General features: G+C 40.1%; 24 protein-coding genes and 1 riboswitch. Of the genes, 7 read left to right on the top strand and 17 right to left on the bottom strand.

Annotation, left to right across the window (positions count from 1 at the left end):
• Positions 1–71: 71 nt before the first annotated feature.
• A riboswitch (TPP riboswitch) is annotated at positions 72–181 on the bottom strand.
• Positions 182–240: 59 nt separating this feature from the next.
• Positions 241–2,082: a monovalent cation:proton antiporter family protein gene (locus AWT60_RS12900; protein WP_218677334.1), complete on the bottom strand. Its 1,842-nt coding sequence runs from the start codon at positions 2,080–2,082 to the stop codon at positions 241–243.
• A 162-nt stretch (positions 2,083–2,244) separates the two neighbouring features.
• Here AWT60_RS12900 and prpE point away from each other — a divergent pair, with 162 nt between their 5' ends.
• Entirely contained in the window at positions 2,245–2,988 is a 744-nt protein-coding gene (prpE, locus tag AWT60_RS12895) for a bis(5'-nucleosyl)-tetraphosphatase PrpE (RefSeq protein WP_218677333.1), read from the top strand.
• A 40-nt stretch (positions 2,989–3,028) separates the two neighbouring features.
• On the opposite strand, the gene AWT60_RS12890 is transcribed toward prpE, so the two are convergent.
• The 4 genes from AWT60_RS12890 to AWT60_RS12875 form a co-directional block, all read right to left on the bottom strand.
• On the bottom strand, positions 3,029–3,922 hold the full coding sequence (locus tag AWT60_RS12890; protein WP_218677353.1) for an RluA family pseudouridine synthase: 894 nt from the start codon (positions 3,920–3,922) through the stop codon (positions 3,029–3,031).
• Positions 3,923–3,939: 17 nt separating this feature from the next.
• Positions 3,940–4,740 (bottom strand): NAD kinase, encoded by an 801-nt coding sequence (locus tag AWT60_RS12885; protein ID WP_041089854.1) that lies wholly within the window; start codon positions 4,738–4,740, stop codon positions 3,940–3,942.
• 63 nt (positions 4,741–4,803) lie between these two features.
• Positions 4,804–5,433: a GTP diphosphokinase gene (gene yjbM / locus AWT60_RS12880; RefSeq protein ID WP_039177834.1), complete on the bottom strand. Its 630-nt coding sequence runs from the start codon at positions 5,431–5,433 to the stop codon at positions 4,804–4,806.
• A 33-nt stretch (positions 5,434–5,466) separates the two neighbouring features.
• The gene (locus AWT60_RS12875) at positions 5,467–5,832 is read right to left on the bottom strand and encodes a UPF0738 family protein (RefSeq protein ID WP_024425029.1); all 366 of its coding nucleotides are present in this window, start codon (positions 5,830–5,832) and stop codon (positions 5,467–5,469) included.
• A 235-nt stretch (positions 5,833–6,067) separates the two neighbouring features.
• Here AWT60_RS12875 and AWT60_RS12870 point away from each other — a divergent pair, with 235 nt between their 5' ends.
• From AWT60_RS12870 to AWT60_RS12850, 5 genes are all read left to right on the top strand, one after another.
• Complete coding sequence (locus tag AWT60_RS12870; RefSeq protein ID WP_218677332.1) at positions 6,068–6,646, top strand: CYTH domain-containing protein; 579 nt, start codon at positions 6,068–6,070, stop codon at positions 6,644–6,646.
• Between the two features lie 21 nt (positions 6,647–6,667).
• Positions 6,668–7,435: a lytic transglycosylase domain-containing protein gene (locus AWT60_RS12865; protein WP_218677331.1), complete on the top strand. Its 768-nt coding sequence runs from the start codon at positions 6,668–6,670 to the stop codon at positions 7,433–7,435.
• A 275-nt stretch (positions 7,436–7,710) separates the two neighbouring features.
• A complete protein-coding gene (locus AWT60_RS12860) occupies positions 7,711–8,109 on the top strand; it encodes a globin domain-containing protein (protein WP_008355333.1) in 399 nt (132 codons plus the stop codon).
• Positions 8,106–9,017 carry a ClpXP adapter SpxH family protein gene (locus AWT60_RS12855; protein ID WP_039177830.1) on the top strand — a complete coding sequence of 304 codons (912 nt, stop codon included), beginning with the start codon at positions 8,106–8,108 and terminating at the stop codon, positions 9,015–9,017. Before AWT60_RS12860 ends, AWT60_RS12855 begins: the two co-directional genes overlap by 4 nt.
• A gap of 296 nt (positions 9,018–9,313) precedes the next feature.
• On the top strand, positions 9,314–9,487 hold the full coding sequence (locus tag AWT60_RS12850; RefSeq protein ID WP_039177829.1) for a hypothetical protein: 174 nt from the start codon (positions 9,314–9,316) through the stop codon (positions 9,485–9,487).
• Between the two features lie 106 nt (positions 9,488–9,593).
• On the opposite strand, the gene pepF is transcribed toward AWT60_RS12850, so the two are convergent.
• The 4 genes from pepF to mecA form a co-directional block, all read right to left on the bottom strand.
• On the bottom strand, positions 9,594–11,420 hold the full coding sequence (gene pepF / locus AWT60_RS12845; RefSeq protein ID WP_281733681.1) for an oligoendopeptidase F: 1,827 nt from the start codon (positions 11,418–11,420) through the stop codon (positions 9,594–9,596).
• 214 nt (positions 11,421–11,634) lie between these two features.
• Positions 11,635–12,795, bottom strand: coding sequence for a competence protein CoiA (locus AWT60_RS12840; RefSeq protein ID WP_076840869.1), 1,161 nt, complete (start codon positions 12,793–12,795; stop codon positions 11,635–11,637).
• 162 nt (positions 12,796–12,957) lie between these two features.
• Entirely contained in the window at positions 12,958–14,478 is a 1,521-nt protein-coding gene (gene cls, locus AWT60_RS12835; protein WP_076840868.1) for a cardiolipin synthase, read from the bottom strand.
• A gap of 87 nt (positions 14,479–14,565) precedes the next feature.
• A complete protein-coding gene (gene mecA, locus AWT60_RS12830; protein WP_041110140.1) occupies positions 14,566–15,231 on the bottom strand; it encodes an adaptor protein MecA in 666 nt (221 codons plus the stop codon).
• Positions 15,232–15,494: 263 nt separating this feature from the next.
• Here mecA and AWT60_RS12825 point away from each other — a divergent pair, with 263 nt between their 5' ends.
• Complete coding sequence (locus AWT60_RS12825; RefSeq protein WP_076840867.1) at positions 15,495–16,160, top strand: TerC family protein; 666 nt, start codon at positions 15,495–15,497, stop codon at positions 16,158–16,160.
• A gap of 39 nt (positions 16,161–16,199) precedes the next feature.
• Here AWT60_RS12825 and spxA read toward each other — a convergent pair whose 3' ends face one another.
• From spxA to AWT60_RS12785, 8 genes are all read right to left on the bottom strand, one after another.
• Positions 16,200–16,595 (bottom strand): transcriptional regulator SpxA, encoded by a 396-nt coding sequence (spxA, locus tag AWT60_RS12820; RefSeq protein WP_003211421.1) that lies wholly within the window; start codon positions 16,593–16,595, stop codon positions 16,200–16,202.
• Positions 16,596–16,788: 193 nt separating this feature from the next.
• Positions 16,789–17,367 (bottom strand): GNAT family N-acetyltransferase, encoded by a 579-nt coding sequence (locus AWT60_RS12815; protein ID WP_034282062.1) that lies wholly within the window; start codon positions 17,365–17,367, stop codon positions 16,789–16,791.
• A 137-nt stretch (positions 17,368–17,504) separates the two neighbouring features.
• Entirely contained in the window at positions 17,505–17,792 is a 288-nt protein-coding gene (locus AWT60_RS12810) for a hypothetical protein (protein WP_076840866.1), read from the bottom strand.
• A 104-nt stretch (positions 17,793–17,896) separates the two neighbouring features.
• Positions 17,897–18,817 (bottom strand): ABC transporter ATP-binding protein, encoded by a 921-nt coding sequence (locus AWT60_RS12805; protein ID WP_024425041.1) that lies wholly within the window; start codon positions 18,815–18,817, stop codon positions 17,897–17,899.
• Position 18,818: 1 nt separating this feature from the next.
• Complete coding sequence (locus AWT60_RS12800) at positions 18,819–19,898, bottom strand: ABC transporter ATP-binding protein (RefSeq protein WP_024425042.1); 1,080 nt, start codon at positions 19,896–19,898, stop codon at positions 18,819–18,821.
• A 12-nt stretch (positions 19,899–19,910) separates the two neighbouring features.
• Positions 19,911–20,828 (bottom strand): ABC transporter permease, encoded by a 918-nt coding sequence (locus tag AWT60_RS12795; protein WP_024425043.1) that lies wholly within the window; start codon positions 20,826–20,828, stop codon positions 19,911–19,913.
• A 3-nt stretch (positions 20,829–20,831) separates the two neighbouring features.
• The gene (locus AWT60_RS12790) at positions 20,832–21,776 is read right to left on the bottom strand and encodes an ABC transporter permease (protein ID WP_024426481.1); all 945 of its coding nucleotides are present in this window, start codon (positions 21,774–21,776) and stop codon (positions 20,832–20,834) included.
• 116 nt (positions 21,777–21,892) lie between these two features.
• Positions 21,893–23,530, bottom strand: a complete 1,638-nt coding sequence (locus AWT60_RS12785; RefSeq protein WP_024425045.1) for a peptide ABC transporter substrate-binding protein — start codon at positions 23,528–23,530, stop codon at positions 21,893–21,895.
• Positions 23,531–23,701: the final 171 nt, after the last annotated feature.

The following is a 23,701-nucleotide window of genomic DNA, read 5'->3' as shown; positions in this document are numbered from 1 at the left end:
TCCTCCTGTTTTTCCATATAAAAAAGCCACTTTCCGCGTGGAAAGTGGCTTGGAATTTGTAAAAAGCATAGTCAAAAACCGCACCACTTCCCTACGCAGGTATGAACCTGTTCAGGTAATGAGGGTCTAAAAGTCGACACTTTTATCTCAGCCCTTTTAAAGGACTCCCCTAGTGGATCAAATATATGATGTTGTACCTCTATCTTAATCAGGAATTGTTCATTGGTCAAGGGTTCATTGTCATTCTAATTGGGCTCTTAGTCCTGCCACATACTCCCGGGAGCCCGATACAAGCACACGGTCGCCGCTTCTAAGTGTCGTATCTCCATGCGGTACTAAGCTGTCTACCCCTCTGAAAATCCGAACAAATACCAAATCACCGGTAAAAGGAAATTCTCTCAGCATGACATTATGATAACGATGATTGTTCATTTGAATTTGATACAAAGAAGAATCCTCATTTGTTAGCAATCGAATCGCATCAGGTGCTTCAATCAAAGCTCTTAGCACCGTTTTAGATGAAAGGAAAGTAGAAAACGTATCAATACCTGCTTCCTTCAAAGTCAGCTCTGCCTCAGCTTTATTGACACTTGCAATGACTTGTTTTGCTCCTTCTTCTTTTGCAAATAAAGCAATTTCCTTATTTTTCGTCTCACTGCCTGTTGCGACGACAAGGACATCCTCTTGGCCGACGCCTGCCTTTCTTAGCGTCTCATCGTCGTATTGTTCTATTGATTCGACTTCAAAGATAGAGTCTGCCAGCAGTGCTTCCTTATTTTCTTGAAACACATGCAAAATCCGAATGTCATATTCATCCTGATGCAAATCAAGTGTGACAGGTAAAGTCAGCTGATTTGCGCCAATAAAGGTCACACGCTTCTTATGGCTCGCCGCTTGTTCTTTTTTAAAGAGCGCTTTAAACCAAACAGGTGTTAAAATACTCGTTAGCACAGCAACTAAAATCAGCGCTCCAGACATTTTATGATCAATGACACCGAGCCGCTCACCAATCGTTGCAGCTGCAATGACGAGTGATAGCGTTGAAGTTAATAAAAAGCCGGAGCCAATGACCTTTTTCATGTCATACCATTTTTTCAAATAAAGAATCGGGATGAGTTTACTCATAAGCAATGCAATAAACAGCAGCGGAATCATGATCATAATCGTTGGGTCCTTAAACAGTGCCCATATATTCAGATCCACTCCGACCATTACAAAAAAGATAGGGATTAAAAATCCGTAGCCAAATGAGTCCAGCTGCTGAACGAGCTCTTTATTTGGCGAAAGAAGGGACACAAGCACGCCAGCTAAAAACGCCCCTAGAATATTTTCAGCCCCGAGTGATTCAGATAAGGCAACTAAGACTATAATGAGAGTAAAGATTGCCCTTGTCCCAATTTGCACGGTTCCTTTTGACATCGACTGAAAAATTGACTTTGTCTTAAATACGCGGCCAAATAAATAAAGAAGAATGCCTGCGGCAAATAATAAGAGCAGAAGCCACATGTTCCCTGTTCCATCTCCATAAATGGAGGAAAACACTGCAAGTAAAATCATCGTGACCAAATCAGCAATGACAGCTACAAGCAGAATGATTTGACCGATATTCGTCTGCATCAACTTTTCCTCTTTTAAGGTTGGAACCACTACGCCTAATGAGATGGTAGAGATAATGAGCGTCATTAAAAAGGCATTTTGGACAAACCCTGCGAGTACAAACGCATAGGACAGAATAAAAGAAATACAAAATACCCCAAGAAAAATAATGGTGGCTGCTTTAAATGTATTTGGTTCTTTTAAACCATTTGGAAGTTCTCGTGCTTTCTTCTTTGACTCAAAAGAAGAAAAATCTATTTCAAGTCCACTTAAAAACATCAGAAAAATAAAACCGAGCATGGATAATGTATCTAACCACGCATCATGTTCGACAACCAATTGAAAACCGCTTTTTCCAATGATGAGCCCCATGATGATTTCAGCTACAACGACAGGAATGGTCAGCTTAAATCGGTGCAATAAAATAGGGGTGAAAAAGGCGACAATAATCACGACAACGAGTGATGAAACAGATGTATGCTCCATTGGCTAAAGCCTCCTAACATTCATGTTTAATTTTATAAGTCTTACGTTAAAGCATTGATTCTAACAATTGCCTAAATGAAATGAAAGCCATTCGTTATATTTTCTAAAATTCAAACTTCTTTATATCCGACGAATGGATGAAAAAAATCAGGAGGAAACCTTATGAAATTTGATATCATTGGCGATATCCACGGCTGCTACGAAGAGCTGCTTACCCTCATACACAAACTAGGATACGAACTCAAACAGGGATTACCCGTCCATCCTGATAAGAGAACGCTGGCCCTTGTCGGTGATTTAACAGATCGAGGGCCTCAGTCAGTAGACGTCATGCGATTTGTCATTCATGCCTATTCACACGGCGCAATCCGCTATGTGCCTGGCAACCATTGCTTTAAGCTTTATCGCTATTTAAAAGGAAATCCCGTCAAATTGCTTCATGGCATCGAAACGACAGTGAACGAAATAAAAAAACTGCCAATTCATGAACAAAACAAATTGTCACATGAATTTAGGCAGTTATTCGAGAAGGCTCCGCTTTATGATGTCCTCATTCCTGATGAGCTGATCATTGCACATGCAGCGATGAAGGAAAAGGATATTGGGAAAAAGCCGAATAAACAGATGCGGTCCTATCTATTATTTGGTGCCGTCACAGGAGAAACATGGCCAGATGGACGGCCTGTTCGCAAGGACTGGGCAAAGGAGTATCACGGAAAACCGTGGATTGTGTACGGTCATACACCTGTGAAAGAGCCTCGAATCGTTGGCAGAACCGTCAATATTGATACAGGCTGCGTATTTGGCAACAAGCTGTCTGCCCTCACATACCCTGAGCTTAAAACGGTATCCGTTCCTTCATCCATGCCTTATGATGAGTCAAGATTTCAGCATTTCACATCATAAAAAAACCGGCCCTGCGCTGCAGGTGACCGGGTTTCTCTTGTTAAAAAAGCAATGATTTCATATCATCAGGAAGCGGAGCTGAAAATGTCATTTGCTCACCTGTCATCGGGTGAGGAAACACAAGTGTTTCACTATGCAGTGCCTGCCGGTCTATCCGCTCGGCCGTTCCGCCATACAGCGTATCTCCGATAAGCGGATGCCCAAGAAATTGCATATGCACACGAATTTGATGTGTTCTCCCGGTTTCAAGCGTGAGAGACACATCCGACATATTCAACTCAGCGATTACCGCTCGCACGGTATAATGCGTCACTGCCTCCTGCCCAGTATCATCAACCATCCGCTCGATGATACTATCCCCTTTTCGGGCAATTTTTGCAGCGATGGTTCCATGTTTTTCTGTGATCATGCCATGTGTAAACGCTCTGTATGTGCGCTTAACCGCTCCACTCTTTTGCGCCTTTGATAAAAGGCTATGGGCATAGCGATGCTTTGCCACAAGCATGACGCCAGATGTATCACGATCAAGGCGGTTCACCAAATGAACCGTATGCCGAACAGACTGCTTAGCATAATGGTGCAGTAATCCATTCGCAATACTGTGCTCGGGGTGCTCCCGAGAAGGGATCGATGGAATATACGGCCTTTTATTCAGCACAAGGACATGCTCGTCCTCAAATATAATATCTAGCGGAATCGGTGCAGGCTTCAGCCCTTCACTCACTTTTTCCTCGGGAAATAAAATGGTGAGCCTGTCCCCTTCATGCAGCTCATATCTCACGGTAACATGCTCTCCATTGATGAGGAGGTCACCGCCATCAAACTTAATATCCGTCAGCATTCTTTTCGAAATGCCAAGATCAATTAAATATTCCTTTAAAAGCAGCCCTTCTTCTTTGGCTGTCATGGTTTTGTTTAACGTAAAGTATTCCAGCGGGAACAACCTCTTTCTTATTCTCCTTTTCCGATAAAGGAATCTTGCACCCTTTTCCAAAACGGAAACGGTCTAAATCTAGCAAAACGGACATTCTCATCTGCCACCCGGCATTGAATGGATTTGACGTCTTTATGGAGCAGCGTCAAATGATCAATGGTCACCTGAAAATCGACATCATTTCTCGGCTTAATCACACAAGTATGGTGGTCAGGCAAAATAAGCGGTGAACCGACCGTCCGAAACACTCTGTTGTTGATTGAAGCCATTTCTGCCAGCTGAATGGCTCTAATGGAAGGATGAATAATGGCGCCTCCAAGTGCCTTATTATAGGCCGTACTGCCTGATGGAGTAGACAAACAAAGGCCGTCACCTCTGAATGTTTCAAACAGCTGGCCTCTGATTTCAACATCTGCCACAAGTGTCCCTTCCATGCTTTTAATCGTACATTCATTCATTGCTAAATATTTCTCTTCTCTGCCGCCGTCGTTGTATCTGACAATGACCTCTAAGATCGGATATTCCACAATATGATAAGGCGTTTTTGCAATGGCTAAGACGAGCTTTTCAATTTCACTCGGCACCCAGTCAGCATAGAAGCCAAGATGACCTGTATGAACACCGACAAAGGCTGTTTCATTCAGACGGCTGCTGTAGCGGTGAAAGGCATAAAGAAGGGTGCCGTCTCCACCAACCGTAATGACAAGATCCGGCTCCTCTTCATTTAGTTCCATACCAAAATCCAATAAGTAGGTCTGAATTTTACTTTTGAGCGTGTCAGATACAGAATTCCCTTTTGAAGAAACTGCAAATTTCATGAATCCTTCTCCTTTTTCACCTTGCTGCTATGAGAGGGCAGCATCATATTTGATCAAACTGGCTCAGCTGTCGTTTTTCTTTTTCCGGGAAAATGCCACTTGTGCTTCTTGAATTTCCCCTCTAATTTCGGACATTTCTTCATCGAGACGAGATGCTGCCTCAGATGCTCTTTGAAGGCGCAGCTTGACCTTCTCCGGGATATTCCCACTATATTTATAATTCAGAGAATGCTCAATGGTCGCCCAAAAGTTCATCGCAAGCGTACGAATTTGGATTTCGACAAGGAGCTGCTTCTCTCCGTTGATCGTTTGCAGCGGATATAACACAACAAGGTGGTAAGAGCGGTATCCGCTTTCTTTATGTTCTGCAATATAGTCGCGTTTATCTACAACCACAAAATCTTTACGTGACTGGAGCATTTTTTTCACGACTTGTATATCTTCTACAAACTGGCACATAATGCGAAGTCCAGCAATATCCTGCATCGTTTCAATCTCATGCATCGGGATGTTTTTACGCTTTGCCTTTTCTAATATGCTGGCAACGGGTTTCACTCGGCCTGTGACAAATTCTACTGGTGAATGGTCATCCTCGAATTCATACAGCTTTCGAATGCCTTTTAGTTTCACTTTTAATTCTTCGACTGCTTGTTTATACGGTGCGAGGAATTGATCCCATTGTTTTTTGTCCATGAAACTTCCCCCAATTCCATATACCTAATTATTTCAGAGGAATGTGCTTTTCACTTTCTCTTCCATATCTCCGTAATTGGCATTGTCTTTAATATTGTCGATTAAATAATGTAATTCCTGTTGAAGCTGAATGAGTTCCAGCGAATATTCATCCGATGCCAAATAGACAGGGATGTCACGATTCATTGCTTCTTTTAACGGAGCCCATGTATGTTCCCCTAAAATAAGATACGAAAAGGACTCCTCGGTTTCAAGTATGTAAACGAACGCAAAGTGATCAGAATCAACAAGCATTTGTCCTGATGCTTTTGCTTTTTGGATTTGCTCTTCTGACTGGATTGTCAAAATCAGCCTGTCTTCTTTTAAAGTTGCTTCTGTGATTTCAATTCTGTTTTGCATCATGATCTCCTTTACAACAAAGTACAGCTTTATTTTATCATATCAAGTTCAATATTGATAAACCGAACTTTTGGAGAAAATCCTGTTTTTCTCTTTTAAATGATTCTTTCCCATGATTCTTCATTCTTTTTGATCCACACCTAAAGAAAATAAAGAGAAAAAACAGTCTTTTACATGGTGAACACACTTCATGTACAATAATCATATTTCCTCTAAATGAAAGGTTGATGTCAAAATGGCACAGGAAATTGAAATAGAACTAAAACAATTATTAATGAAAGAAGAATTTGAACAGCTGAAACACCATTTTCAATTGAAGGATGCGGATTTCCACAAGCAAACCAACTATTATTTTGATACACCTCAATTTGATATAAAATCTCAATTGGCTGCATTAAGAATGAGAGAAAAAAGCGGTCAATGGGTGCTCACATTAAAGGAGCCGCACGAAATAGGCTTGCTTGAAACCCACCAAACGATTGCTCCCCCATCACAACTTAACGATTTTGAGCTGCCAGAAGGTGAAGTTGCGGACAGATTAGACCACCTGAACATTCAAAAGGATCAAATTGTGTACTTTGGTTCACTTGAAACGTCAAGAGCAGAAAAAATGATCCAAGAAGGCTTAATTGTTTTGGATCACAGCCGATATTTAACAGTAGAGGACTATGAACTTGAATTTGAAGTGAGCGACCTGGAAATCGGACAAGCCGCTTTCTCCGCATTGCTCCGCAAATTTCATATCCCAGTACGAAACACGAAAAACAAAGTCGTTCGTTTTTATGAAGAAAAAATGAAATCACAGAATAGATGAATTCCTTGAAGGAGGAACATGATGAACGTTAATCAACTTCAATCCTTTATGCAGCTTCAAGCGCTTAAAACGTTACAAACAGATCCAGCACAAACGCAAATGTCTGCCGGTCAAGAATCAAATGCCCAAGCTTCATTTCAATCGCTGCTGCAAGATTTTTTAGGCGGATCAGAATTATCACGTCTCCCGCTATCCATTTCTGCTTTTATGGGCACGGACCCATCAACGGCTCCGAACACGCAATATGCGCGTACAAACCCATATTTATCTGCGATTGCCGGCAGTGATCAGCTTCCAGCTCAATCTTTGTATGGAAATGACAATCAATTAAATACAGCGAACGGCATTGGAAATGTCTTAAACAACAGCTACACACCGCCGCTTCAAAAGGCTGTCTCCAGCGGCTCATCATCAAATGAGATTAATCAAATCGTGTCACAAATGGCTCAAAAGCATGGCGTTCCTGAAAAGCTGATTCACGCGGTCATCAAGCAGGAATCCGGCTATCGCACAAATGCTGTCAGCCATGCAGGTGCGCTTGGTCTCATGCAGCTCATGCCATCTACGGCTAAGTCACTTGGTGTAAATAATGCCTTTGATGCGGCCCAAAACATTGAAGGCGGAACGAAGTATATAAAACAAATGCTCCAAAAATATAACGGAAATATCTCACTCGCCTTAGCTGCCTATAATGCAGGTTCAGGAAATGTAGATAAATACGGGGGCATTCCTCCATTTAAAGAAACACAAAATTATGTAAAGAAAATCACAGCTCAATATTTCGCTTAAACCGAAGAGAATAACCTCTTCGGTTTTTTGTATGTCGCTTTTCCCCCTTTTTTGACTGAATGTGTTATGATATGGTCAATTGATCACGGAACCCACCCCACTCTTTATTTAGAGCAGACCAAAGCTGTTTGTTTGTGGAATTGAGATGAGGTTGTTAAAATAAGTACAAGAATAGAAACAATAAAATAGAACAAACTGAATATCACTTTTGAAATAAATGAAATGCGCAATAGGGTGAGTCATCCTATTAACTACGAGTAAAAGGAGTAGTCAACATGGTACAATCGTTTAACGCACCTTACGAAGCGGTTGGAGAGGAACTTCTATCGCAACTTGTTGATACTTTTTATGAAAATGTAAAGTGTCATCCTTTGCTTCATCCTATTTTCCCGGATGACTTAAAAGAAACAGCAAGAAAACAAAAACAGTTTTTAACGCAATATTTAGGCGGACCACCGCTCTATACAGAGGAGCATGGCCACCCAATGCTGCGGGCGAGACATCTCCCTTTTCCGATTACTGAGGAGCGGGCGGACGCATGGCTTGAATGCATGGAGGATGCAATGGATCAAGTAGGACTAACCGGCGATATTCGTGACTTTTTATTTGAACGGCTTTCTCTGACGGCTCGTCATATGGTCAACCAAACACCTGAAAAGGATGGACGATCTTGAGCTGCAATTCGCACGATCAATATTTCTCACACTGTCACGGACATCCTCAAAAGCCGATTGAAATCTATGTATTCATTGATCCTCTAAGCCCAGACTGCTGGTTATTAGAGCCATCCATTAAAAAATTGAAAATGAAATATGGCCGTTTTTTCACTTTACGAACAGTAACAAGTTCTAGTATTAATGCATTGAATCGGAAAAGAAAGAAGCATTTACTGACTGAAGCATGGGGGAAATTTGCCACTAAAACGCAGACCAAAAAAGAACAAATGCTGTCTGAACAAATTGTGACATCACCCTACCTCGCCTCACTCGCACTAAAAGCAGCGGAGCTTCAGGGCAGAAAATGCGGAATGAAATTTTTGCGTCTCATTCAAGAATCACTTTTTTGCCATCAGCAAGATGTCACAAGTGAGCAGGTGCTGATAGAAAATGCAAAAAGTGCTGGTCTGGACATCGAGGAATTCCAGCGCGACATTCATTCTCAAAGTGCGGTGAAAGCACTACAATGTGATATGAAAATTGCAGCTGAAATGGATGTATCTGAGCTTCCGACCTTCGCCTTTTTTAATACCGTAAATGGAGATGAAGGATTAAAAATTTCAGGTGCCTACTCTTATGATATATACGAGGAAATCCTTTTTGAAATGATTGGTGAAAAACCAACACCATCAGAACGGCCTCCAATTGAATGGTTTATTGCATACTTTCAATTTGCATCCGCAAAAGAGATAGCCGTTGTTTATGACCTGACGCTTGAAGAAGTTGAACGAGAAATGAAGAAGCTGGCTTTCGCTCAAAAGGTAGAACGTGTACAAGTGCAGCAAGAAATGTTTTGGCGCTATAAAGAGAATGACAACCATACAGATCTTGATGTATATCGCTGTGAAAATGAACATGGGTGCTGACCCATGTTTTTTCTTTACTTCAAAAAGGAATATTTGTTCTATTTATAGACACGAAGAAACCGCGCCGGGATAAGCGCGGTTTCACTATGTCTTAACGACAACAAAGGGGATGGGAGAAATTTTTCACGGTCAAACAAAGGGGTAATGTTTGTATGTGATTAATTTCACATCTGTAGTATATCAAATTTTGTCGACTTATGACAACAGATATACTATATGTTCATATTTTTGTCACAAAACATAAGAGGGTTGTCACTTTCATATAGTAAAAGTAACAAAAAAATGGGGGGATCTGCATGCGCAGCACAACTATTGGACTTGTTGCCATTGGCTTATGTTTCTTTTTAAATATATTAGGCTTAATGAAAATGCTTCCTCTTTATTTGACGTCTCCACTCTTATTTGCTGCGATTCTTTTTACGCTTTATCGAATGAATCACCGTAAGACCTTTAGAGGTTTTAAAGGTTGATCATTAAAAAGGATTGGCCTCTACATCTGAAGAGGTCTTTTTTATGAGAAAAAAACTCCTGTCAAAAGATGAGCTGGCACTCACACGTCTGACAGAAGTCTTTTCATTACTCACCTGTTTTGGAGATGAGCTCTTCCATTTCTTTTAGTTTCTCTTCAAACAATTGGCATGCTGCTTCAATTGGTTCTTTAGAAGCCATATCAACACCAGCTTTTTTCAGCACATTGATTGGATAATCAGAGCTTCCTGCTTTAAGGAAATCTGTATAGCGCTCTACCGCTGGTTTTCCTTCTTGTAAGATTTGCTTGCTTAATGCCTGCGCCGCACTATAGCCTGTCGCATATTGATACACATAATAGTTGTAATAGAAATGAGGAATTCTCGTCCACTCTAATCCAATTTCCTTATCAACCACCATGCCGTCACCAAAATACTTCTTGTTCAGGTCATAATAAAGGTTCGTCATAAATTCTGGCGTTAAAGCCTCTCCTTCTTGTGCTTTCACATGAATAAGATGCTCAAACTCAGCGAACATCGTTTGTCTGAATACTGTTCCTCTAAATCCTTCTAACAAGTGGTTTAATACATACAAGCGCTGTTTTTTATCGTCTAAATGATTAAGCAGGTATTCGCCTAGTAACGCTTCATTTGTAGTGGAAGCCACTTCAGCTACAAAGATACTATAGTTTCCATACGGATATGGCTGGTGTTTTCTTGTGTAGTAGCTGTGGACAGAGTGCCCAAATTCATGAGCCAGCGTAAACAAATTATCAATGTTATTCTGCCAGTTCATGAGGATATATGGATTTGTACCATAGCTTCCTGATGAATAAGCACCGCTTCGTTTGCCTTTATTCTCATAAACGTCTACCCAGCGATTTTCGAGTCCTTCTTTTAACACAGACACATATTCTTCTCCTAATGGCGCTAACCCTTTCAGCATATAATCCTTTGCTTCATCGTAGGTGAGCTTCATGCCAGCATCTTTCACAAGTGGTGTATACAAGTCGTAATTGTGCACTTCATCAAGCTTTAATACCTTTTTGCGTAATTCAATATAGCGGTGTAATAACGGTAAATATTGATGAACTGTATCAATTAGATTGTCATACACTTCTTCTGGGATGCTGTTTCGTGATAATGCTGCTTCTCTTGCTGATTTGTAATTTCGTACTTTTGCATAAAAGTTATCCTTTTTAATTGAACCGCTTAGTGTAGAAGCAAGTGTGTTCTTATACTGATCATACGTTTTATACACAGCTTTAAATGCATTCTTTCTCACTTCACGATCATCACTATTTAAAAATGTGATAAAGTTGCCGTGGGTAATTTTCTTTTCCTCCCCATTCTCATCCTTTACAGAAGGGAATGAAATATCGGCGTTGTTAAACATACTAAACGTAGTAGATGAAGATGAAAGTGGTTCAGATGCCTCAGCTAATAAAGCTTCTTGCTCCTCACTTAAAATATGTGGACGCTCTTTATTAATTTCTTCGAGAGCATGTGAATACAGTTTTAATTCTTCTTTTTCTAGTATGAATTGCTGCAATTTATCTTCTTGAATCGATAAAATCTCTGGAACAATATAAGCAGATGTACTAGACAGCTGTGTAAATAGATTCGATGCCTTATCATTTAACGCCTGAAATGATGAGTTCGTTGTATCTTCATCATATTTCATGTGCGCATATGTATAAAGCTTGCCAAGCTTTTCAGAAAGTTGATCCTGAAAGGTGAGGGCTTCATACAGAACATCAGCAGAATGGGCCAGCTTGCCTTTAAACTGGGCCAGCTTCGGAATTTCTTTTTTGACCGCTTCGAATTCCTTGTTCCATGCATCAACGCTTTCAAAAATATCTTCAAGACGCCATTTGTTTTCTTCTTTTACTTCGCTTCTGTCTGGTAAATGATTGTTTTTGTTTTGTGAAGTCATATGAATCCCCCTTGCATGAGTTGTGTTGAACCAACCTTTCGGAAAGTGAAAGAAATTGGTGTTGTATTTATCTTCTTTGTTTTGAACTATATTTGTCAAATCATATGCAGAAATAAATACCAAACAGACTAAAAAAATGAGAAAAAAGCGTTTCTTTTGATTCAATAGCAGCACCACCTTTTTCTTATCATGATCAAAGTGGTCATGAAACATGCTAATGAAATAAGAAAGCATCTCGTTTTAACACTTCATCTAGTGTTCGTATAGGCATTTGATTCGACGATACTTCATAATTACCCTCTTTCGTCATATGTAAAAACCCTTGTCTTACAAGCGCATTTACATATGCAGTGACCACCTCTTTTATTTCTTCTCTTGAAACATCGCCATATCGGAGTTTCACTTCTTTCATTTGCACACATCGATTGATTTCCATCATCAGCTGTTGAATCGTCACTCTTCCGCTTCCTTTTTTCCGCATCATCCAATCATAGAGGCACCCCTGCCAAACATACACGGGACTTGTAAAGATATACGCTTCTTGCACCGGGATAAATAATTCAGTTGGCAAAAAAGGGAATGCTGTTTGATGATGCTCATAAAAAATATCTCTCAAACGTTTGCTTTCATTTGATAAAATGCGAGGAGGACGCAACCTAAATTGCTGTATACATTTAATCCATTGTTGGTTTACTTGACGCTTGCTTGAAGGCGGAGATAGAAATGCCGGAATTACGCGGTATGATGAAGGCGGTCTGACAGTCATGGCCGCACATATTTTCGTTGGTTGAAACACGAGGAATTGATCAAGATGGATGAACCTATTCTGGATCGGGCAGAAAAAAATCAACCGCCTTTCCTCTGATTCCCTTAAAATTCCCCAATGAATGGAGGAGAAAGAAAAAAGCTGGGCAGATTTTCGGTTTAAACGATTTGCCCCTATCATCCATATGGGAAAGAGCCCTGCCTCGCGGAGACCTGCTGTTCTTTTGCGAAGCTCTTGCCGGGAAATATTTGCACATTGAAATTCGATTGCATAGGTTTCATTTCCTATAGAGACGGTCACATCAGGACGCTGATGAATATTTGACATATACTTTTCCAGCGCAGGTTTATGTCCAAGCCCCTTCAGCCAATTCATAATAGCATCCTTTCCCGCCTGATGATAAGCCGTTTCGCCTGAGGCTAACGGACATGCTGTCAGCTGTTTATGCGCAAAATGATAGACACGATGCTCCCCTAGCTTTAATTGCACCTCCTCCCTGCACTCAGGACAATAAAATTTGCACGTCGTTCTTACATGCTCCAGACGGCTTTTCGATAGATGATGTGTCATTCGGATAAGCTTACCGTTATCCATAATTGCTGCATTCATTCAGTTCGCCCCTTGCTCTTTGATAACCGTATTATAGCTTGTTCTTCTATAAGGAAGCGAAAAGGCAAAATGAATTTTTACCGTGTCAAAAGATGATTTTAATAATCATTTCTTCAGTAAAATCAAAAATCCCCCTTATAGAAAAGGGGGAAAATATAATCTTTATAAAAGTGGTGATAATAATCTTGCGGTTGATTCAAACAGTCTGACCCTCAAAGGTCTCTTTGCGAACTCTTCTGAAACAATTTCATGTGAATGCTCTAAATCACCTAAGAAATCGTTGACGAGCTTCTCTGTGCTTTTCGTTTTATAGAGGAAGGCATTCACTTCAAAGTTCAAATGAAAGCTTCTCATATCCATGTTTGCCGTTCCAATTGAAGCCAGTTCATTATCCACAATAATAAATTTACTATGCATAAAGCCTTGATCATACTCGTACACCTTCGCCCCTGCGTCAAGAAGCTCTGGGAAGTATGAACGAGACGCATGGAAAACAATCCGTTTATCTGGATTCTTTGGAGCAATAATCCGGACATCTACTCCGCTCAATGCGGCAATTTTCAATGCTGACAAAATATCATCATCCGGGACAAAATACGGTGAAGCGATCCAGATGGACTTTTTAGCGGAGATGATCATAGAGAAAAAGAGATTTTTAATGACCTCCCACTGCTTGTCAGGCCCGCCAGCAATCATTTGTACGCCTTCTGTTGTACTCTCAAGGTGGCTGAAATCTTTGAAATAGTCCACACCTGAGCATCTTTCATTCGTCATATAATACCAATCCTGCATGAAAATCTGCTGGAGGTCACGAACAGCTTCGCCTTTAATCATCAGGTGTGTATCACGCCAGAATCCATATTGTCTGCTTCGGCCCAAGTATTCGTCTCCAATGTTAAGCCCGCCGACAAATCCCACTTCTCCATCAATTACGACAATTTTTCTATGATTTCGGAAGTTGATTTTATTATTTAAAAGGGGGAGCCTTACTGGTAAAAACGGAACGATCTGAACGCCAGCCTTTTCTAGGTCAGCAATATATTGACGAGAAAGCTTTAAGCTTCCTACATCGTCATATAAAAAACGGACAATCACGCCATTTTTCGCTTTTTCAATGAGAATCTCCTTTAATTCTTGACCAAGGTCATCGTGGCGGAGAATGTAATATTCTAAATGAATGTGATGAGTTGCTTTTTTAATCTCTTCAAAAATATGAGAGAATGTTTCTTCACCATTGGTTAAGACTTTAGAGGACGTGCGATATGTAATAGGAGTATGTCCGAGTCTGTGGGCCAGCTTAAATAAGAGCTGCTGATGATCACCCATATGCGTCATTTTTTCAATCGCTTCTCTATGGATACGTTCATCTTCCTGGATTAACTTCTCGTCCAATACCGCCTTCTTTTCAAACAGCCGGCGCTTTTTGATATTGCGTCCAAAGAAAATGTAGAACAAAAAGCCGAATAACGGAAAGCTGCCAAGCAGGACAAGCCATGTAATCGTTTGAGACGGATTCCGGTTCTCCAAGAAAATAACAAATCCGATGAAAATAATCGATAAAGTAAATAGAACACTGACAGAACTTAATACACTTACCGCTAAATCACCGACAATCAATTGGATGATTAAATAAGCACCTATCGTAATGATTAGAAAAAATAGAACTTTGACTAAATTTCTCATTTCATTTTTCTCCTTGCCGATCTCTTTATTTACCTATTCATTCAGATAAAAAAGCCGATTCCTCTATAGAAATCGACTTTTTGTTAGTTACGAGAAGTGCTGTTGAATCGTTTCAAGGGCATTCCCTTCGATAATCAGCTGACCGTATTCTTTCAGTCTGTAGATGCTGACCACTGATTCATGAGCATATTCAAGCAAAATGCTGAGCTTATTCTCCACTTGCTCATCTGACAAATCCTCGTGGAAGTCAACATATAGATAATAACGGTTTTCAAACGAATATAAACTTGTGGTAAAATCCTGCATATTTAATTGAGAAAGTGCAATCAAATCTTCAAAGTCATCCATTTTTAACACAAATTGAAGTTGAAGTTTTTTGTCCTTCTCATTATGTTCTTCTTGATCTTGCTCTTCTTTATGAAAATCATCAAGCAGTGCGTCTAAGCTTTCTTCATCTGTTTGATCTTTTTTATCTTCTGGAATCGGCAATTCGAGCTTTTGTCCATCTTTAGAAAGTTGGGCTTTTGTCACGACAATTTCAAGACCTTTGTCAAGTGCCTGTACTTGAATCCAAAGCGGTCCCTCTACTGCAAATTCTTCTTCTTCGTGCACTTCGTCCATTACTTCCCAAAACAGCTCTTCACTGCGCTCACGATTATACCAAATCTCTTCACGGTCAAATCCGCGATCTTCAATATCACCGTAGGAAATATAAAATTTTACTGTATGTTCATTTATTCTTTCGATTTCCATTTTGCCAACCTTCCCTTCTATATAAGATGTTGAAGGGACATACAAGCTCCCAATTAATAGTACTTTACTACACTTTACCCGTTCCGTCTACATGTTAACCGTTTAAAGAATTGAGGTATTGCTTCGTACTGTCTATTTTATGATAAAACATGAATAAAAGAAATAAAAACGCATTTTTTGCAGAGAAAACTTGCAGAAACATATATTTGAATTGTCCTCATATATTGGTTGTACGAGCTTTATTAGGACAAGAGGTGAAATGGATGGAAACAGAGTGGATCGTATCCTTACTGATGATTATTGGCATAGACCTGATTTTAGGCGGAGATAATGCACTCATCATTGCGATGGCCAGTCGAAGTTTATCACATGACAAACGCAATAAAGCCATTTGGATCGGCACTCTTTTAGCCGTGTTGATGAGAATTACAATGACTGGTGCCGCCGTTTATTTATTGACTATCCCTTATTTGCAGTTTATTGGCGGTCTTTTTCTCCTTTATATAGGATACAATCTGTTAATTGAACAAAAGAAGGAATCCATTCGGATTAAGAGCAGCGGCTCCCTTTGGCGTGCAGTTCAAACCATTGTGATTGCCGACCTCTTTATGTCACTTGATAATGTCATCGCAGTTGCAGGTGCAGCAAAAGGGAACATGCTTCTGACCGCGTTTGGCCTCATGATTTCTGTACCGATTATTATTTGGGGAAGCAAACTGATTCATGCAGCTTTAACTAAAATTCCGTTTCTTTTATACGGAGGAAGTGCACTTTTGGCCTTTACTGGCGGAGAAATGATTGTGCGTGATGTGAAATTGACTGAATTTATGTCACAGCATGCCACGCTTGAATTGATGCTACCGTTTTTAACCGTCATTACTGTCATATTAGCAAGCCTCTTTTACGAACAAACGGCTGAAAACAAATAAAAAAAGCTGCCAAATGATCGGCAGCTTTTCGCGTTTTTATTAGTTAGCAAGTCGCTGAGCTTCTCTTAGTTGGAATGTACGAACCGTTCTTGGTAAGAAACGTCTAATTTCATCTTCATTGTACCCAACTTGTAATCTTTTTTCATCCAAGATAATTGGACGACGCAAAAGACCTGGATGCTCATTGATTAGTTTATACAATTGTTGAAGCGGCATTGTCTCAACATTGACATTTAGTTTTTGGAATACTTTTGAACGTGTTGAGATAATTTCGTCTGTACCGTCTTCTGTCATTCGAAGAATTTCTTTGATTTCATCGATTGAAAGAGGCTCAGAAAAAATGTTTCTCTCTTGATATGGGATATTGTGCTCTTCTAACCACGCTCTTGCTTTTCTACATGATGTACAGCTTGGTGATGTGTATAATGTTACCATAAATCTTCACTCCTCAATTTGTAGAATGAATATTGATCTGTATTCTTAAATTAAAATTGTTCTAAATAAGTAATCTTTATAGTGATTATACTATAAAAAAGTAAGTGTGAACAGATTTTCTTGCAATTTTTGTGACAAAAACTAGACAATTTCATTCATTTTGTCGTGCTGCTGGATGTCAGAACATTCTCATTTACTCGAGATGATCGAAAATATTTTTTTGCTTTCTATTTTCAATGATCTTCAATACATCATCAACATCCTCATACGATTGTCCATACCATTCTTCATCTTTATACGTATGGATTCGTTCATAGGTCTTCCTCATGGCTTCCATGATCTCTTCCTCATGATTTGTAAGAGGCGACCAATAAAGAATTTCCATGCGGTTCACTTCATTAGTTGCAAGTGACCTGCGTTTATAACCGATTGATTCTGCATGCTTGAAGTGCTCTCTTTGGTAAAACTTTAGGCGTTTTGCAGTATCTGCATCATCTTCATCTACAGGCTCGACCTCAAGCAAGATCGGTTTCTTTTTTTCCTTCAGCTTATGAATAAGCTTTGACCCGAGGCCTTCACCTCTTGCATCTTTGGAAACAAATAAATAATCAATAAAGATGAAAGAATCAAATTCGGCGTACATCATCACATGATGAGGTCCTTCCTCCTTATGATAAATATCACTTCTTTCCTTTAATAAAGCTTCCATATGCTCTTTTGACTTCATTTCTTCTATCGGGAAGTATTCACTGAGCTTTTCATACCAATTCATGGATTTGCTCCTTATGCTATAGTTAAGAACCACTTCCTTAGATATTCCCGATTTCCTGCTATTTAAACGCCTGTACTAGTAAGACGCAGCAAAGTCTAAAGTAGTTTCACTTTTTTTCAATTAACGCAAAAAAAGTTTTATAACGAACGATTCATGACGAGTTGAATACAGACAAACAGGATAATTGTCATCGCAATTTGAAGCATGATGAAATAAAGATATTTTACGCGCCGTGCTTCTTTCTTCTGACCGCTTGTCTTTCGGTTAAGCAAATATTCCACCGAAAAAGACACAATCCCAATGAGCACCATAAACGCGAGCATCCACTTTCCTCCGTTTGGTTTCCTGAAAAAAGACGTTGAAAAAAGCATGAATACAAGGAGAACATGAAGCAATGAATAACGATAAGTTTTCCAATTTAACATTTGATTTCCTCCGGTATCTGATTGCACTTAACTAAAAATTACCATCATCTTGTTTTTTTGTAAAATAAAAAAAGAAGCACTGACTTAGCAGTGCTTCTTCCTTCTTATGATTGTTTCGCCTGTAGCTCTTTGAATTCTTCCTCTGTGCAGCTCACAAAGTGGCCTGGCTTCACTTCACGGAACTCGGTGTTTGTTCCTTTGTGAACAGATGGATCATACTTGATTCGTTTGCGGTTACGCTCATAATCAGGATCTGGAAGCGGAATCGCAGACAGCAATGATTTTGTATATGGATGAAGCGGGTTTTCGTATAATTCATTCGCTGGTGCCAGCTCAACCAATTTTCCGAAATACATCACGCCGATACGATCGCTGATGTATTTTACCATGGACAAGTCATGGGCAATGAATAAGTACGTTAAACCTTTTTCCTCTTGAAGCTCTTTCAATAAATTGACGACCTGCGCTTGGATCGACACGTCTAATGCAGAGATTGGTTCATCGGCGATGATGAAATCCGGCTCTACTGCTAATGCACGTGCAATTCCGATACGCTGCCTTTGACCGCCTGAGAATTCATGCGGGTATCTGTTCGCATGCTCTTTGTTCAAGCCAACAGTTTCAAGTAATTGGTACACACGCTCTTTACGCGCCTGTTTTGTTTTTGCAAGGCCATGAATGTCGATGCCCTCTGCAATGATATCAAGCACTGTCATTCTAGGGTTGAGTGAAGCATATGGATCTTGGAAGATCATCTGCATTTGACGGTTGAACTCAAGCATTTTTTGTCTTGATTTCTTCCCGTGTACATTTTCTCCCTTATAAAGAACTTCACCATCTGTCGCATCATAAAGTCTAATGATCGAACGGCCCGTAGTGGATTTACCACAACCAGACTCACCTACAAGACCAAGCGTTTCACCTTTGTAAATATCAAATGAAACCCCATCAACTGCTTTCACAGTTCCTCTTGCTGTATGGAAATGCTGTTTCAAATTTTTGATTTCTAACAGTTTTTCTGCCATGCTATTCACCCTCTTTTACTAATACAGGTTTTTCGTAGCTACCTTCTAGTTCACGCATTCTCGCCTTTACAGAAGCAGGCGGTTCAACTTTAGGTGCATTCGGATGAAGTAGCCATGATTTCACATAATGCGTATCTGATACTTTGAACATTGGCGGTTCTTGTTCAAAGTCAATTTTCATTGCATAATCGCTGCGGAGTGCAAATGCATCTCCTTTCGGCGGGTTTGTCAGATCTGGCGGTGTTCCTGGAATGGCAGTCAGCTTTCCTTCATCTCCGCCATCTGTGTCAAGACTCGGCATGGATGCTAAAAGTCCCCATGTATACGGATGCTTAGGATTGTAGAAAATTTCATCGACAGTCCCTGTCTCCACAATCTGTCCTGCATACATAACAGCTACACGATCAGCGACGTTGGCAACAACACCTAGATCATGCGTAATAAAGATAATCGAAGTGTCAACCTTTTGCTGAATTTCTTTCATTAATTCTAAAATTTGTGCTTGAATTGTTACATCAAGTGCAGTCGTTGGCTCATCGGCAATCAGCAACTTTGGATCTGCTGCAAGCGCCATGGCGATGACAACCCTTTGTCTCATCCCGCCACTAAATTCGTGCGGATATTGTTTAATTCTTTTTTCAGGCATTGGAATTCCAACGAGCTCCAATAGTTCAATGGCTCTTTTTTCAGCCGCTTCTTTTGAAATTTGTTCATGCTTGAATAGCACTTCTGTAATTTGTTTCCCGACTTTCATCGTTGGATTCAAAGACGTCATCGGATCTTGGAAGATCATTGAGATATCTTTTCCTCGAATGGTTTGCATTTGTTTCTCAGTTTTCTTGACAATATCTTGGCCATCAAACAGGATCTGTCCGCGCTTGAAATAACCCGGCGGCATCGGAATTAATCTCATGATCGCTTGTGATGTCACACTTTTACCAGAGCCAGATTCACCTACAATAGCAAGTGTCTCGCCTTTATTTAAGTGGAAGTTCACACCACGAATGGCTTGAACCTCTCCACCATATGTTTTAAATGAGATTGCAAGGTCTTTCACCTCTAGAATACGTTCACGTTCCATCCTAATCACTCCTTATTTACGCAACTTCGGATCTAAAGCGTCTCTTAGTCCGTCTCCAACCACGTTAAAACCAAACATTGTAATACAGATAAATGCGGCTGGGAACCATAATCTCCAAGGGTAGTACGTCATGGCCGGAATTCCGTCAGACGCCATTGTTCCCCAGCTCGCTAACGGAGCCGGTACACCAAGCCCTAGGTAGCTTAGGAATGCCTCTGTGAAGATAGCAGAAGGAATCGTTAATGTCATCGTCACAAGAATTGGTCCCATTGAGTTTGGAATTAAGTGTTTAAATAAAAGTCTAGATGTTTTCGCACCTAATGTTTGTGCTGCAAGAACGTATTCTTGACTCTTTAATTGTAAAACCTGTCCCCGAACAATACGTGCCATGTTAATCCAGCCTACGACTGTCATGGCGAGGATAATCGTTAATAATCCTTTTGGCAGAACAACCATCATTAAGATAACCATTAATAGTGTTGGAATTGCCCATAAAACGTCTGCGATACGCATCATCACTTCATCTGTACGGCCGCCTTTGAACGCAGCAATACTTCCCCAGATAATACCGATGATCACGTCAAGGACCGCTGCAGCAAGACCGATGAAGATCGAAATTCTTGCCCCGACCCATGTACGGACAAACATGTCACGTCCTAAATCATCTGTACCAAACCAGTGCTCTTTTGAAGGCGGCTGGTCAGCATTCAGCAAATCGGTCGTGGAGTAATCATATTTAGAAAACATCGGAACAAAGATGGCCAGCATCACAATAATAAAAATGATTGTAAGTCCAACCATTGCAAGTTTATTGGCACGGAAGCGAAGCATGGCATCCTTCCATAAAGATAGACTAGGTTTAGAAATTTTTTCAGATTCTGCTGCGTCAGCTGTCGCAGGCACAAATAAATCTTTTCTCATCTCTTCCATGTGTTAGACCCCTTTCTTCGCCTTCGTCAGTTTAATTCTAGGATCGATAATACCGTAGAGGACGTCAACGACTAGAATACTGATTAATAGAATAATACTGTAGAAGACTGTAACACCCATGATGACGGTGTAATCACGGTTTGTAATGCTTGTGACAAAGTGAGAGCCTAATCCAGGGATACCAAAAATCTTCTCAACGACAAAACTACCTGTTAAAACTGAAGCAGCCATTGGTCCCATGTATGTGATAACAGGTAACAATGCGTTTCGGATGGCGTGTTTGATCGTCACAGCAGATTTTGTTAAGCCTTTTGCTCTAGCCGTTCTAATGTAGTCACTATTTAGTACTTCAAGCATACTTGACCGTGCAAGTCTAGCGATAAATGCCATTGGCATGAAGGAAAGTGCAATAGAAGGTAGTACGGTGCTTGCCCAAGACTCCCATCCTGCAACTGGGAAGATCGCTATAATACTTGCCTCAGATGCAAATACATATTGTAGTAGCGCCGCTAAAATGAAACTTGGAACTGAAATTCCAAAGATCGTTAAAATGGCAATCGTATAGTCTTGCCACTTGTTATGATAGAGCGCTGCAAGGACCCCAAACAATACACCAAATGCTAATGCGAGGAGAATTGCCTCAATTCCGAGGGTAAAGGAAACGGGGAATCCAGAACTGATTAAGTCATTTACGGTTTGTCCTTTATATTTAAATGAGGGACCAAAATCTAATGTTGCAACTGAACCTAGGTAGCTTACATATTGAACAAATAAGGGCTTGTCCAATCCGTAGTGCTCGTTTAGGTTTGCTTCAATTTCAGCAGGAAGTTTCTTCTCACCAGAGAATGGACCACCAGGTGCTGCCTGCATGAGAAAGAAAGTTGCAGTTACAATAACAAACAGTGTGATTAAAATATATATTAATCGCTTACCGATATATTTAAGCAACGGAATTGCACCTCCATGATTTTACAACAATTTCTCTAATCAGCAAGAAAGGTATATGGAGAGACATCCTCCATATACCTTAAGATCCTTGCCGTAGATCTCTTACACTATTACTCTTACTTTTCGAAATGTGCCCATTTGTATTGAACATCACCTAGTCCAGATACAACTACACCTTTAAGTTTTGGATCTTGTACCCAAAGCTGAGTGTAGAAGTAAATTGGTGCTACAGGCATATCGTTGATGATGATTTCTTCTGCTTTTTTCAGCATTTCTTCACGCTTCGTTTTATCTGTTTCTTTTGCAGAATCATTCAACAATTGTTTGTACTCTTTGCTTTCCCATCCAGTGTCGTTGTTTCCACCGTCTTTATCTTTGTAAAGCTCAAGGAAGTTCACTGGATCGTTGAAGTCACCTAACCAGCCCATACGTCCGATTTGGTAGTCTCCGCTGTGGATTTTGTCGATGTATACGTTCCACTCAGAGTTATCAAGTTCAACTTTCACACCTAAATCTTTTTTCCACATTTCTTGAATTGCTTGTGCAATCTTTTGGTGGCCCTCATCTGTGTTGTAAGAAAGTTTCAATGTTGGAAGATCAGAAACAGACTTATAACCTAATTCTTTCGCACCTTTTTCAAGAAGCTTTTTAGCTGTATCTACATCATGATCTTTGAAGTAGCCAGTTTTGTTATCTGTGAATCCTTCCATTGTTGGTGGAACGATTGCCATTGCTGGAACTTGTTCACCTTGCGTAATTTTGTCAACGATCGCTTGACGGTTGATTGAGTATGCAAGGGCCTTACGGATGTTTGCATTGTTTAAAGGTTTTACTTCTGTGTTGAATTTGTAGTTATAGATACCAGCGATCGTTTGAATTTTCAGACCGCCTTCTTTTTTCAATGTTTTTAAAGACTCAGTTGGAAGGCTTCCAGTTGGAGAACCAGCCCAGTCAAGCTCGCCTTTTTTGAACATGCTAAGTTCAGTGTTTGTATCTTTGATCATAGACATGTTGATTTTTTTCAATTTCACAGTATCTTTATCCCAGTATTCATTGTTCTTTTCAAGCGTGATAGAACCGCCATGTTTCCATTTAGAAAGAACGAATGGTCCGTTAGATACGTAGTTTTCACCAGCATTTGTGTACCAGTTTTTATTCTTTTCAGCCACTTTTTTGTTGACTGGCATATAAGTATAGAATGCAGTTAGTTCAGTAAAGAACGGTGTTGGGTTCTCTAGCTCAACTACAAGCGTTTTGTCGTCTTTAGCTTTAATGCCAACATCAGCAACTTTCGCTTTCCCTTTGTTTGCTGCTTCAGCACCTTTAATATAGTAAAGCTGGTAAGCATATTGAGATTCATTTTTAGGATCTAATGCCCATTTCCAAGCATATTCAAAATCTTCTGCTTTTACAGGGTCACCATTAGACCATTTTGCATCACGAAGTGTGAATGTATAAGTTTTACCATCAGCACTTGTTTTGATATCAGAAGCCATTGCATTTTCTGGCTTTCCTTCAGCGTTAATTCTTGTTAACCCTTCAAAAGTCTGACGGATGACACTACCTGAAGTTGAATCATTTGCCAATCCCGGATGTAAAGAAAAAGGCTCAGTGGAGATATTCACATTTAATGTTGTTTTAGCCTCTCCAGAACTGCTCGTGCTGTCGCCTGATTTGTTTCCGCTGAAACCACAAGCGCTTAATACAAGTGTGAAAATAAGCATTAAAGTAACAACAGACCAACGCTTTTTCAACTGTATTCCCCCTTATAATATGTTTTTAGTTCAAAGGTCTCGATAGAAGATGAGATTCAGATTTAAGAAATAGCGTAAAAAAGTCCCTAAATAGCTTACTTTCTATTTCTTTTGTTTTTTCTGAATTTTCACTATGTAAAGAGCCTAGCACAAACGTGTGAACAAATTCAT

Origin of the sequence: Bacillus sp. F2HM (genome assembly GCF_019266135.1) — a bacterium.
Taxonomy (GTDB): Bacteria; Bacillota; Bacilli; order Bacillales; family Bacillaceae; genus Bacillus; species Bacillus safensis.
This window is presented reverse-complemented; position numbering and strand designations above follow the sequence as displayed.